Genomic DNA, 13,883 nt, shown 5'->3' with positions numbered 1-13,883 from the left:
TACTTATAAAATTGTTTTTGATTATTTGAATACGTTTTCCATCCTTACGAGGGCTTCGTTAATCCTGTCTACGGATGTAGCGTAGGATATTCTTATGAAGTTCTTGCCAGATGGCCCGAAGGCAATGCCCGGGGTTACAGCTACGTGGGCTTCTCTGAGGAGCATTTCAGCAACTTTGGAGCCTGTGCCGTATTCGCTTACATCGGCGAAGGCGTAGAAGGCACCGTCGGGTCTCTTGCATTTGATCCCTATATTATCCAGACCGTCAATAAGGATATCACGTCTCATCTTGAAACGTTCCACCATTGCTTTTACTTTATCCTGGGGACCGGTCAGGGCTTCAAGTCCACCGTACTGGACAAAGGTGGTGGCACTGCTTACCGAGTGGGACTGGATCTTTAAAAGGAGCTTGAAGATTTCCGGAGGGGCTGTCAGGTAGCCGAGTCTCCAGCCGGTCATGGCATAGGCCTTGGAAAAACCGTTTACGGTGATTGTCCGGTCCTGCATGCCTTCAAGACTGCCCAGGCTTATGTGCTCTTTGTCATAGATGATTTTTTCATAAATCTCATCGGAGATTACAAGCAGGTCGTGGTCAATTGCAAGGTCGGCAATACACTTCAGAGCCTTTTTGCTCAAAACTCCACCTGTGGGGTTTCCCGGAGTGTTTATGACAATAAGCTTTGTTTTGTCTGTGATGTATTCGGAAAAGGTTTCCGGAATAAAACCTTTTTCAGGGTTTGTCGGGGCCCAGACCGGCTCCGCTCCCGCGAAGCGGATGCAGGCGTCATAGGTTACCCAGGCCGGGTCAAAGAGGATTGCCTGGTCCCCATCGTTTAACACGCCCATCATGATCTCAAAGATTGCCTGCTTTGCTCCCGGAGTGACCAGTACCTCTGTCTCCCTGACGTCCAGTTTATTTTCCGTCCTCAGTTTTTCGGCAATGGCTGCCCTGAGTTCCGGGATGCCTGCGGAAGGAGAGTAGTGGGTTTGACCCTCGTACATAGCTTTTGTCGCAGCATCACAGATGTTCTTCGGGGTGTCAAAATCCGGTTCTCCAAGGCTGAAGTTAATAACGTCAGTTCCCTCTTTTATCATATTGTTTGCGATGTTGGAAATCCGGATTGTTGCGGATTCTTCTACACGCTTAAGCCTTGTGGATGTCATAGGGGATTATCCTTGTTTTATCCATTTGCCAGTATTTTTTGGGCTTTACGGTTCCTTAGAGCCGTTGCACCATCTTTACTGCGGCTTCCACAGCTCTTTTCGCATAGTCCACACGCTTGAGGGCTTCCATCCGCGTCATACCGGGACCGGGTATCCCGAGAGCCACGGGTTTGTTATATTCGAGGGAAAGATCCATGATCTTCCGGGCTGCTTGTTGTATGACCACTTCATCGTGCTTTGTTTCCCCTTCGATCACGCTGCCTATGGTTACCACGGCATCGATATCGTCCCTTTCGCAGAGTTTCTTTATTGCAAGGGGCATTTCAAAGACTCCGGGGACGAGGATTGTTTCCTTTACATTTGCCCCCAGAAATTCGGCGTGTTCTCTTCCAAGCAGTTCCATCTGATAGGTCAGATCCCTGTTAAATTCAGCTACCACAAATCCTAGGCTGATTGTCATGGTCTCTTCAGTCCTTGTTTTTTCTATATTTTTAAGTCCTTAATGGCCCTGCGTCCTCAAAGCCCTGCCTCTGGCCGGTCCCTGCTTCCCTGGATAGTTTTTCAGGTTTGAAGAGGAGTTTGATTACGTTTTGGGCATGTTCCCGCGTTCGTCTGTCCATAAGGAAGGCCAGTTCTTTTTCGTCCTTTCCCTCATCTTCATGGACAAAGACCTCTATAATATGTGTGTTGGTCATAAGCTGAGCCAGGATAAGGCCCTGGGACGCTTCGTGGGCGCAAACTTTATCTTTATCTTTTCCCCCGGGCATACCGAGTGCCATTACTATGTCGCAGCCTTCTTCCTCAATGAGTTTCTTGGCCGCAACGGGCAGGTCTTTGATCCCGGGTACGGTTACCCTTTTTATTTTTACAGTTACGTTTTTCTGAAGCTCTTCAATTGCTGCACGTCCCATATCATAGCGGGAGAAGGTTGTGTCTGCGATTCCAATAGTTGGCATATTTATCCCTGTAAGGGTTTTCGGTTTTGAGGGTGTTGGGGGTTTAGATGTGAACCTTATGGCTAAGGTTCACCTCTTTCTTTATATCTTTTTATCTTTTGATTTTTAGAGCCTGTCTGTCACTTTTGCAGCAGCTTCTACTCCTGCCCCGAAGTTTTCGAGTAATCCTTTTTCATGGAGCACGAGTTCCAGGGTCTGGAGGGTTGAGAGGATGTCTCTTGCAGTGGCGTTGCCCATACTGCCTATCCTGAAGATTTTACCTTTCAGGTGGGCCTGGCCGCCGGCAATGATGATACCGCGCTTTTTCATTTCCGTTTTGATTTCTTCGCCGTCAAGGCCTTCGGGGGCCTTCATTGCGGAGACGGTGCTTGAGTACTGGCTGTACTCGTTAAGCTGCGGGAACATCTCGATGTTCATTTCGGCCATGGATGCCCGTACGGCTTCGGAAAGCGTCCTGTGCCTTCTGATCCGGGCTTCCATACCCTCTTCCTTTACGATGTGCAGGGACTCCTGAAGGGCGTAGAAGAGCGGGATTGCAGGGGTGTAGGGAGTTTCGGTTCTGGCTTTGTCCCCACTTTTTTTATAGGCCTTAAGGTCCATGTAATAAGGCCTTTTTTTCACATCTTCCATTGCCTTTATGGCCTTTTCGCTTATTGAGACCATTGCGAGCCCCGGGGGTGCTGCAAGGCACTTCTGGGAGCCAACAATCGCAATATCGACCCCCCATTCGTCCACCTTAACCTCATCTCCTCCGAGAGAGGTGACCCCGTCCATGATAAAGAGGGCATCGTACTTTTTCGCAAGTTTTCCTATTTCAGGGGCAGGGTTCATGATACCTGCGGAGGTTTCATTGTGGACAAGGGTTACGGCTTTTGCACCTGCTTCAAGCTTTTCCTCAAGCTTTTCCAGGTCAACGAACTTGCCCCATTCGATTTCAAGAGGGTCCACCTGTCCGTACAGGCCTGCGAGGTCTTTGAAACGTTCCCCGAATTTCCCATTTTCGATTGAAACAACCCTGTCTTCACTTCCGACCACAGACCCGACGGCAGCTTCCATGCCTGCAGTGCCTGAGCCGCTGATTATGCAGATGTCGTTTTTTGTCTGGAATACGTCTGCCAGGACTTCCCGGCAGTCGTCATAAATTGCAGCAAACTCCGTGCTGCGGTGGTTGATCATTGGTTTCGACATGGCTCTCAGGACCCTGGGGGCAACGGGTACGGGTCCTGGCATCATGAGCAGGGTATCTTCCAGATACATATTTTTTATGCTCCATATTTTTTGTAAGCTTAATATTTAGTCTATATTTTTTTCTAAATTAGTGCTGTTCTAATTCGAATTCTAGTATTATAATCATGTGGTCTGAATGTCTTCTGATTATTCTGATATCTGATTATCCTGAGATCCGGTCTTAAGCTTTTGAGGGTTTTTCTGGCTTTTTTTGTAGAAGTGTCATCACGTCGTGTTTTGTAACCACACCTACTACTTTCCCAAGCTCTACAACCAGTACGGCAGTATTTGCCTCCAGTATATGGGAGACCACCGAGATTGAAATGGATGGGGACACGGTTGGGAAGGCATCTCCCATTATTTCCTGGACCTTCATGTGGGAGACGGATCTTTTCTTTGTTTCGGCCATTAGTTTTAATATAAGGTCTTCTGAGACGCTTCCGACAGGAATTCCGTGATCAATGACAGGGATCTGGGAATAACCGTGTTCGTGCATGAGATTTACAACATCTTCCACTGAATTATCCGGAGAAATATGAATTACATGGGATTGCATCAGGTCCCTTATGATAGTCTGCTGCTCTTTTTCGACTTCTTCAAATGCGTCAAGGATTTTCCTGACAGTGGAATGCCTGGGGTCGACGTCTCCGGATTCGATGCGGGCTATTAGAGGCTGGCTTACGCCTGCTCTTTTTGCCAGGTCACTCTGGGTGAGCTTCAGCCCATTTCTCCTTTTTTTAAGATTTTCAGGTGTTGGAAGCTGCATACATATTACCGATAGTAATTATCGTATTTAATGTAGTTGGTTAACATTATTTGCAGGGTTTATTTTGCCAGGCTTTTGTTTATACTCGCTCCTTTTGAAAAATAACCTGTTTTAAAGCTTTATTTTTGAAAATATTGGCAATATGTGCTTTTAATATTCTAAATGCTGAAATAATACCTTTTATGTTTTTAAAAACAGGAATAAAACCGTTTTTATATCCAACAGCAGAAGGGGTTCCCTTCTTAGAAGTTCCGGCTTTGCCGAAAATGGTAGGGGGTAGTTCACGCATAAGACGGGCTTTCGATTTCTTTGGATTTCTTTGTCCTCAGTTCTCCTTTGACTGCTTCGTAGTATTTCATAGTGTCCGGGGTAACTGAAGGGCCGGTTTCCTGGATTGCTTTGAGGAAGTGCTCCTGTCTGACTTCCTTTGCGTTAATATCTTCCCTGAGGGCATATCTTCCGGCTTTTTTACAGATCGCAGAGATATCAGCTCCCGTATACCGGTCGGTGAGGTTTACAAGTTCCTCAGGGTTCACATCTTCTGCAAGGGCCATTTTCTTTGTATGGACCTTGATGATCTCTTTTCTTGCGGCTTTGTCCGGGATCGGGACGAGGATGAGCTCGTCAAAGCGGCCGGGGCGGATGAGGGCCGGGTCAATAATATCCGGGCGGTTTGTGGCTCCGAGCACAACAACACTTTGCAGTTCCTCAAGCCCGTCCATCTCGGAGAGGAGCTGATTCAGGATCCTGGCTGTGACCTGGGGTTCGCCTGCGGAGATTCCCCGGATGGGCGCAAGGGCGTCGAGTTCATCCAGGAAGACGATGGATGGGGCCACCTGTCGGGCTCTCATAAAGACTTCAGCGATGCGCTTTTCGGATTCTCCATACCACTTGGAGAGAAGGTCGCTGCCTTTGGCTGTGATGAAGTTGGCATCGGATTCGTGGGCTATGGCTTTTGCAATCAGGGTTTTTCCCGTGCCCGGAGGGCCGTAGAGGAGCACGCCTTTTGGGGCTTCAACCCCGATGTTTCGATAGGATTCGGGGTGTTTGAGGGGCCATTCCACGGCTTCCTTGAGGAGGCGTTTTACCTCTTCAAGGCCCCCTACATCATTCCAGCTTACGTCAGGGATTTCTATCATAATCTCCCGGATCGCGGAGGGCTGGACGTCTTTCATGGCGTTTTCAAAGTCCTGTCTGGTTACCTGGAGGGAATTCAGGATTTCTCTGGGAATTTCCTTTTCTTTGAGGTTGATCCTGGGTAAAATTCCCCGAAGGGCACTCATGGCGGCTTCCCTGCAGAGGGCGGCGATGTCCGCACCCACGAAGCCGTAGGTTATCTGGGCAAGACCTTTGGGGTTTACGTCTCCTGCCAGAGGCATACCCCTGGTATGAATCTGAAATATTTCGAGTCTGCCTTCGGTGTCCGGGACCCTGAGTTCGATTTCCCGGTCGAAACGGCCGGGTCTCCTGAGGGCCATGTCCAGGGCCTCGGGACGGTTTGTGGCTCCTATTACAATCACATTTTTTCTCTCCTTCAGGCCGTCCATGAGGGAGAGGAGCTGGGCAACTACCCTCCGCTCGACTTCTCCCGTGACCTCGGCCCTTTTCGGGGCGATGGAATCGATTTCGTCCAGGAAGATTATTGCAGGGGCGTTTTTTTCGGCTTCGTCGAAGATTTCCCGGATCCGCTTTTCGGATTCTCCGTAGTACTTGGACATGATCTCAGGCCCGTTGATGGAGATGAAGTAGGCGTCGGACTCGTTTGCAACGGCTTTTGCAAGCATTGTCTTCCCGGTCCCGGGGGGGCCGTGGAGCAGCACCCCTTTGGGGGCGTCGATTCCAAGCCGGTCAAAGAGTTCGGGGTGTTTCAGGGGTAATTCGATCATTTCCCTGACCTTTGAGATGGCTTCCCTTATTCCGCCGAGGTCTTCGTACATAACAGTCGGAATGTTCTGTTCCGAAGGGATTTCCACGGCTTCGGGGAGGAGTTCGAGTTCGGTCATATCTGTGATCTTTATGATCCCTGTGGGGGAGGTCGAGACGACCTGCATCTTTACTTCCCCCAGCCCGAAGGAGGGGCCAAATGAGGGACCGAAAAAGTCCTGGAAAAAGTCTTCGAACATGAGCCCTTTTCCGAAAGTTTCGCTGGATTTCCGGACGCTTGTGGTGGATATGAAGTCTCCTTTAGAGACCGTGCGGTTCATGAATACGGCTTTGAGGGTCTCACTGGGAGCGTATATTTTCATCCCCCGGGTAACAGGGGCAAGAGTTACGTGCTTTGCTTCCTTCCATCTGGCTTTTCGGATTTCTACGAATTCCCCTATGCTGGTTTTTGCATTCGAGCGGATAAGCCCGTCCATGCGGATGATGTCAAGCCCAGCATCACTCGGGTATGAGCGCCCTATGAGGGCTGAGGTTGTTTTGTTCCCTTTGATTTCCACCACATCAAAGGGATTTAAACCCAGTTTTTCCCTGAAGGCTTCGTCTATCCTGACGATTCCTTTGCCGACATCTCTCTGGTCCGCTTCCGCAACCTTGAGTTTGATTGTTATTTCTTCCCCATTGGTCAAACATTATCCCCCGGTTTAATTTTGAATGGTTTTAAGTTTTTTCAAGCTGTCTGAGGTTGGTTGGAATCGGGTTTTCTTTGAGCAGCTTTGCAAAGTATGCAAGGTTATGGGCCTTGTAGCGCACCGTCCTGTTTGTGTACGATACTTCCTGTGATTTTTTAAACGGGCAGTTTAAAAAAAGAGCTTGAAGAGCCATAATAGTATGTTTTTGAATCGACGTTATATATACAGAAGAGTATAATTATTCAGAAATATTATTACGACACCTCCTGCTTCTTTTTTGATAAATATCCGCAGAAGGTTTTCAGCAGGAAATAAGGGGGAAAATCTGCAGGAATCATGTTCAGGACCCCACTAAAAAAAGGAAAGGATATTTGCAAAAAGATGGAGGTCATCCACCTTTTAACTAAGGACTCGTGGTTCGTTTTCTCTAAAGGCTAAGAAAAAAAGGTAGGGTAAGGTTTGTTTACAATTTGATCTCTTTTGCCTTTTCCTGAAAGTCTTTTCCTTTTTCGGTTGTGATAAAAAGCCCGTTTTCATGTTTGATGAGTTCTTTTTCCTTCAACATTTCCAGATACTTCTGAGCGATGTTAAAATTCAGGTTTACTTCGTATACTATATGTGTTTTTTTCGCTCCGTTAGTAGCCACTCTCAGTATATCAACTGCAATATCAGTCCGACTCCGTCTTCTTATGTTAATACCCCCATCGACATCAAAAATTATGTTTGCAAAATCCCCGGTATTGCAAATAATTAGTGTATTTCTTTAAATGTATCTCTTTGTATGTAACTAAGATTCTAACTCTTTATCGTTTGACTTGTTATATAATGATATCAGTATGATATTAAATAGCCAGTTTATAATGTGGGAAATATATCGAATCTCACCGTTAATATTTATTTATGTGGGGTTTTCGGTCTTTTTATTCTAATGACAGGAACCTGATCTCTAAAAAACAATAAACTCTATACTAATAGTTCCTTGTTACTTCCTATTATTTATTATCCGCACAAATATATCAATCTTGAGAATACCCTGTGATATTCTTGGCACTTTGAAATGACTCATTGATAATTTGAATATAAATAATTTATTTATGTTTGTTTTTTAAAATACGTTTCATTACACGTTATTGTTTCTTGCCTTTTTATAATGACATATTTTTAAAATATATACAGAATCCATTTAATTTTTAATAAAAATACGGTATTTTTTTCAAATAATTATATTTTCATTTGTATATATATGTATAGTTCTTATCTAACTTTCTTAATGGTATATATTATCTGCATTTTATCTAAATATTGTCAGTTGCTAGGGGAATTATTTAGGGAGTTAGGGGCTTCAAGCACTGCAACAATGTAAAATGAAATCTAATGAAAATCAAACTTTCGGAAATCCGGAAAGGCATCTTAATTTGTCTGATGTCTTAACAGGGTTTGAACATTGTTGCATAAATTTTAAAATGAAATTATAGGTGCCTGTGCCGGTATGTTTAGAATTTCCAGTACAGGAAATAAAATAGGTGCATTATGCCGAGATTAGCTATAATTTCTGAAGCTTCTTCTGAAAAAATAATGATTCCTCACGGGACTGTTTCATTGACATAAGCTTTACTTATGTTTCAAATTGAGGGTGATACAGAAATGCGAAGGAAAATAACTGTATTTTTGATTGCAGCTATTTTATGCTTTACAGGAATAGCTGCAGCAAATTCCTGCTGGGAGTCATGTGGGACAAAAGTGAATGAGGGGGACGTTGATGCAGTATATGCGCTGTCATCTGCTTTCCCCGGCGCAGGTCCACAATTTGCTTTCTTCGATTATAACATCGCAGGTGGCAATGTAGGGACTTTTGATGATTACGACTCCGGATACATTGATATGGACGGTGACGGTGTAATCGACCCGAACATTGACGTGAGGATCACGCCCTGGCATAATGTTCCAGCCGATGACTCGCAGTTTAAGTATCCTGCAAACACCAAGGTTGCAAATGACGATGACCAGGGGCTTCCTCTTGTGGGTCCTATGAGTCAGAAGGTACTTTATTTCATTGATCTTGAAAGCGATGGTTATGACATTGAAGACCCTGTATATGTGGATGTAGACAGCACAGGTGCTTCAGATTCCTTTGTAGAAGTACATGACATTCGCCTTACTGTCAACGGTTGGGGATACGACGCATACACGACAGTGGGAACTTATGACGCCGATAAAGGCGAAACACTCACTTTGATGCCACTGGTCGGGATTGATGAACAGGGAACCTTTGCAGACCTTCTTGGTTACATTGATGACGACTGCAGCGGCACCTGGACTTGCCCGGATAAACTCTATCTGCAGCAGTCAAAAACCGCTTCGAATGTTATAGACGCTGACCCGAATGCTAACTTCTTCGCAACCATTGGAGATCTGAGGATCTACATCCCACCTGAAGCCATTATAAGTGAATCATGGCCTTCCTGTGGAACAAAGGTTGAAGAGGGAGATATCGATGCTGTCTATACTCTGAGTGTGCCTTTTGTTAACGGACGTGGCGCTAGAATAATGTATTACGATTTTAACGGAAACGGTGTATTCGACGACATTGATTCCGCTTATGTTGATATGGTCGACATTCCTGAAGTTAATGATAGGGTTGATAATGGTGATGTCAGGATTACAGCCCATCACAATGTGCCTGTGGGAGATGACGACTACAAATACGCACCAAACACCAAAGTTATCAACGATCTGGATCAGGGCCTTCCACTTTTGGATCCCGGCCAGGAATGTCTGATCAAGTACTTTGAAACAAACGATGTGGTTGCTAACGCCAACTATGATGCTGCAGATTATCTATATGTGGATATGGATCAGAACTGGATAGTATCTATCTATGATATCAGGTTAACACCAAGAGAGGATTATGGCTATGCTGCGTATACTACGGTACAGCCTGGAGATCTTGACCTTCACGATGCCTGGCCTTTCCTCCCTGTGGGTGGCGCGCTTACTCCTGCAGAGTTGATTGGGTATATCGACGATGATTGCAGTGGTACCTGGACCTGCTCTGACAAGCTTTATCTTGAGCAGCCGATTGATACGGGTGTTGCATGGGTAAGCGAGAGAATTGTGACAATTGGCGATTTCAGACTTTACATCCCACCTGAAGCCATCGCAAATGAGTTCTGGCCTTCCTGTGGAACAAAGGTGGAGCAGTGCGATATTGATGCAGTCTACCTGTTGAAGAACAATAGTGTAGACTTTGCAGACCTGAAATTCTACGATTATGATGGTGACGGGGTTTTCGATGATAGGGATACCCTGTACATAGATGTTGACGATGGGAACAACTTTGTAGAAGCTGGTGATGTCAGGCTTACTCCGTGGCACAATGTGGCATTGGATGATCCAGACTGCAAGTATCCGGCAAACACCAAGGTGGCTAACGACCTTGACCTGAACAAGCCGTTAATCCCACTCACCGTAGGCTTCTCTGATGCTGGGCTGGGCTATGAAATAGCGTACTTCGATATTGATGGAGATGCTATCTATGAACTTGGGGATCCACTCTACATAGATATTAGTTCCACTACCGGTCTCGGACAGGTTTCTCTCTTTGATGTGAGACTCACTTCTACGGCAGGTTATGATGCATACACCACCGTCAGGGCAGGAAATCTGGATCTGATTGAAGGCAGAGTATTGACTCCGATAGCAGAAGGAACTATAATCGGTGATCTTATCGGTTACATCGATACCGACTGCTCTGATGACTGGACATGTGTGGACAAACTCTACCTGAAACAGGCTTTCCAGGATATATATGACGATACAGATACTCCAGTTCCAGGACTTATAGGGGCTGTCACCATCGGTGACTTCAGGCTTTACATCCCGCCGGAGGAAATACCAAACGGTGACAACGGCGACGATGATGAACCGGAGTTCTGGGAACAGTACGACAACCCGAAAGATGGTGAAATCAACGACGCTGAAGTACTGGCTGCACTTGGAGACTATTTCGCTCTTGGCAGTGGAATGACTGATGACCAGATACTGAATGTACTAGGAAAATACTTCAGTTAAATTGAGTTGAGGAAGTAACTCACTTCCTCTACTTTGTTTATTTGGGGGTGAACTCAATATGACAATAAGCAAAAAAATTTTATTAACATTCCTGGTACTCATTACTGTCACAGTTATGGCGTTGCCAGTATCAGCTACTGACGTATCAGCTACCAGGACTCTTCCCGCAGGGACATTAGCACCAGGTGAGGAATTCACAGTTACCATAACAGCGAGTAATTATGGTACCTTGGGACAGGTTGTGGAAACACTGCCCGCAGGTTTCAGCTATGTGAGTAGCACCGGGCTTTCTCTTCCAGTAGATGTTTCAGGCAATACTGTTACATTCTACTTAACAGATCAAAGTTTCAGCTATAATGTGAAAGCATCAAACATTGCAGACACTTATTGCTTCACTGGAGACCTCAATCGTAAAGATCAGGCTGCGATAATCATAGGTGGGGCCACAGAGGTTACAGTTGCTGGTGAAAATGGTGGAGACCCTGAATGTGCTTCCGCTTCCAGGACTCTTCCAACCGCTTGGCCACTAGCACCAGGCGAGGAGTTTACGGTCATCATAACAGCAAGTGATTATGGTTCCCTGGGACAGGTTGTGGAAACACTGCCCGCAGGTTTCAGCTATATGAGAGCCTCCGGGCTTTCTCTTCCAGCCGATGTCTCGGGCAATACTGTTACATTCTACCTCTTCGGAGAGACAAGTTTCAGCTACAATGTAACAGCATCAGACACTCCAGATACTTACTGTTTTGCCGGTGCTCTCAATTGCAGAGGTGAGACCCCGGTAACTGTAGGTGGGGACACCGAGGTAACAGTTGCTGGTGAAAATGGTGGAGACCCTGAATGTGCTTCCGCTTCCAGGACTCTTCCCGCAGGGACATTAGCACCAGGTGAGGAGTTTATGGTCACCATAACAGCAAGTGATTATGGTATCCTGGGACAGGTTGTAGAAACACTGCCTGCAGGTTTCAGCTATGTGAATGCCACCGGGCTTTCTCTTCCAGTAAAGGAGGATGTTTCAAACAATACTGTTACATTCTACCTCTCAGGAACAAGTTTCAGCTACAATGTAACTGCATCAGACACTCCAGACACTTACTGTTTTGCCGGTGTTCTCAATTGCAGAGGTGAGACCCCGGTAACTGTAGGTGGGGACACCGAGGTCATTGTAGCAGATGTGATCGTGATCATTCCGGATGAAGATCTCTGTCTCAAAGCTGGCTGGAACTTTGTATCCATCCCATATACACTGGAGAACCCGCGCTTTGCAGATATTCTCGCAGAATTACCTGCTGTTACGTGTGTCCAGTACTATGACGCATCTGCAATTTGTTATAAATGGGTGCACTCAATGGACCTTACATGGGAACCGTTGAAAGGGTACTGGATTTATGCCGGGGAAGACTGCTGTATCCCTGCAGAAAAACTCGTCAGGAAGCAGACAAATAACGTTCTCCCGGCACTCAAGTTGTATCCGGGCTGGAATGCTGTCGGTTCTCCTGAAGCAAGCACTCAATATGCAAACTGGGCCTTTATAAACGTTGATTGCTACTCAAAGGTTGTGGGTCCGTGGGTATATGATGATGGAGGCTGGAAATACCAGTACTATGGATACAACAACGGAGACATGAAAACTGATACTCTTATGACTGTGGATCTCTTCCCCGTATATCCATACAAAGGGTACTGGATGTATGTGACAGATGAAGGCTGCACACTTGCATGAAATCGGTTCCCGGTAAAGGAGACAAATGAAATGAATAATTAAGGAATGTGGTGAGTTCCCAGAACTCATCATATACATTTTTTATGGATGGTGACCTGATGATAAAAAGCAAAAAATTATTGATCAAGTTTACAATAATAATTCAGACCTTGATGTTATTATTCATGGCAGTAATGGTCCCTGCTGCAGCCGATGATTCTCAGGGGGCGCTACCGAAGTTTCCCATTAATGTTGATGGGGAATTGTATGTAAATGGGGAAAAAGCACCTGTAGGGACTTTGATTTCCGTTAAAGTCAACGGGGTAGATGTAGGTTCCACTGTAGTGACGACTGAAGGAGTGTACGGAGACGGTTTCGGCAACAAACTTCCAATTTCCTCTGAACTGGAAGATTATAGTAATGTCGATTTTTACATAAATGGTGTAAAAGTAAAAGTGAATCCCTTTATTGATTCCAATAAACTTGAAGACGGATTTCTGACTCTGGAAATTAAAGCTGAAGTATCCAAGGAAAACGAAAAACCCAAAGTTTCCGGAGGTATGGGCGGTATTTTCGAAGAAGCAACTGAAAAACCCAAAAACGGAAACATCAATCAGGAAGAAACTACCATAAGTGACATAGGTGCTGAAGCACCCCCTGTAATTGAAGGGCCCGCCACCTCCAGCGTCCAAGGAAAATCAATTCCTGTTGAAGAAGGCTTTAACACTATGCTGATAGCTGTATGTGGCATAGGGCTGTTACTTGTCGCTGGAATTTTGGTGTATAAGTCTAAGAAGAACCAGAAAGAATGAGACAGGCAGGAGCATAACCAAAAAAAATTGTAATACATTTGAGAGCATCCTCCCTATCTCTTTCAAAAACGAAACTAAGATTTTCCTCATCAACTCAAGCGAAAAAGAGTTTTCATCCTTAGATGTTAAAACAGTTTTGTTGCCTCAAACAGGGGCTAAATCGCTTTTTTGTAGCCTTGCATCTTATGGGATTAATGGGGAGACTTTTTATTATTTTCTGGTTTTCAGATTATCCCCTCTCATCGTACAAAACAACAATATTTTAATTATATTGAAATAATATGTTTATGAATGGGAAAAGGAAACACCACAATAGATAAATTAATGATAAAAACGGTGGTGAGCAATTTGTATTCAATTGATATTTATATTAATGATACTGTCTCGTTATATAAGGGGAAAATGAGGTCCATAATCAAAGTTTACTGATGTTGCTTGTCCAAATGAAGCTTGTGAAGGTTGGTGTTACTTGGAACTGCATGACCTTCTAACATTTAGTGTTTCAAAACATCAGTCATCTAACACTGGACGACCGATGACCATTTTAATAATAGATCCTGATCTCTAAAAAACAATAAACTCTCTAATAATAGTTCTTTTTTACTTCCCATC

At 45.1% G+C, this 13,883-nt stretch carries 11 protein-coding genes; 3 read left to right on the top strand and 8 right to left on the bottom strand.

Annotated elements, in window-relative coordinates:
* Positions 1 to 21: 21 nt before the first annotated feature.
* The 8 genes from ACZ5QV_RS02315 to ACZ5QV_RS02280 all read right to left on the bottom strand — a co-directional run bounded on the left by ACZ5QV_RS02315 (position 22) and on the right by ACZ5QV_RS02280 (position 7,377).
* A complete protein-coding gene (locus tag ACZ5QV_RS02315; protein ID WP_464601049.1) occupies positions 22 to 1,164 on the bottom strand; it encodes a pyridoxal phosphate-dependent aminotransferase in 1,143 nt (380 codons plus the stop codon).
* A 55-nt stretch (positions 1,165 to 1,219) separates the two neighbouring features.
* A complete protein-coding gene (ribH, locus tag ACZ5QV_RS02310; protein WP_464601048.1) occupies positions 1,220 to 1,624 on the bottom strand; it encodes a 6,7-dimethyl-8-ribityllumazine synthase in 405 nt (134 codons plus the stop codon).
* Between the two features lie 31 nt (positions 1,625 to 1,655).
* Positions 1,656 to 2,120 (bottom strand): riboflavin synthase, encoded by a 465-nt coding sequence (gene ribC, locus ACZ5QV_RS02305; RefSeq protein WP_464601047.1) that lies wholly within the window; start codon positions 2,118 to 2,120, stop codon positions 1,656 to 1,658.
* Positions 2,121 to 2,225: 105 nt separating this feature from the next.
* Entirely contained in the window at positions 2,226 to 3,377 is a 1,152-nt protein-coding gene (locus tag ACZ5QV_RS02300; protein ID WP_464601046.1) for a pyridoxal-phosphate-dependent aminotransferase family protein, read from the bottom strand.
* 151 nt (positions 3,378 to 3,528) lie between these two features.
* Positions 3,529 to 4,113: a CBS domain-containing protein gene (locus ACZ5QV_RS02295; RefSeq protein WP_464601045.1), complete on the bottom strand. Its 585-nt coding sequence runs from the start codon at positions 4,111 to 4,113 to the stop codon at positions 3,529 to 3,531.
* 79 nt (positions 4,114 to 4,192) lie between these two features.
* Positions 4,193 to 4,402: a hypothetical protein gene (locus ACZ5QV_RS02290; protein WP_464601044.1), complete on the bottom strand. Its 210-nt coding sequence runs from the start codon at positions 4,400 to 4,402 to the stop codon at positions 4,193 to 4,195.
* A complete protein-coding gene (locus ACZ5QV_RS02285) occupies positions 4,395 to 6,683 on the bottom strand; it encodes a CDC48 family AAA ATPase (RefSeq protein ID WP_464601043.1) in 2,289 nt (762 codons plus the stop codon). Before ACZ5QV_RS02285 ends, ACZ5QV_RS02290 begins: the two co-directional genes overlap by 8 nt.
* A 466-nt stretch (positions 6,684 to 7,149) precedes the next feature.
* Positions 7,150 to 7,377, bottom strand: a complete 228-nt coding sequence (locus ACZ5QV_RS02280) for a winged helix-turn-helix domain-containing protein (RefSeq protein WP_464602006.1) — start codon at positions 7,375 to 7,377, stop codon at positions 7,150 to 7,152.
* 926 nt (positions 7,378 to 8,303) lie between these two features.
* Between ACZ5QV_RS02280 and ACZ5QV_RS02275 the strand changes: the two genes are divergently transcribed.
* The 3 genes from ACZ5QV_RS02275 to ACZ5QV_RS02265 all read left to right on the top strand — a co-directional run bounded on the left by ACZ5QV_RS02275 (position 8,304) and on the right by ACZ5QV_RS02265 (position 13,271).
* The gene (locus ACZ5QV_RS02275) at positions 8,304 to 10,757 is read left to right on the top strand and encodes a hypothetical protein (RefSeq protein WP_464601042.1); all 2,454 of its coding nucleotides are present in this window, start codon (positions 8,304 to 8,306) and stop codon (positions 10,755 to 10,757) included.
* 58 nt (positions 10,758 to 10,815) lie between these two features.
* Complete coding sequence (locus ACZ5QV_RS02270) at positions 10,816 to 12,480, top strand: hypothetical protein (RefSeq protein ID WP_464601041.1); 1,665 nt, start codon at positions 10,816 to 10,818, stop codon at positions 12,478 to 12,480.
* 98 nt (positions 12,481 to 12,578) lie between these two features.
* Positions 12,579 to 13,271 carry a hypothetical protein gene (locus ACZ5QV_RS02265; protein ID WP_464601040.1) on the top strand — a complete coding sequence of 231 codons (693 nt, stop codon included), beginning with the start codon at positions 12,579 to 12,581 and terminating at the stop codon, positions 13,269 to 13,271.
* The last annotated feature ends 612 nt before the right edge of the window (positions 13,272 to 13,883 follow it).

It is taken from the genome of Methanosarcina baltica (assembly GCF_055394095.1).
This window is presented reverse-complemented; position numbering and strand designations above follow the sequence as displayed.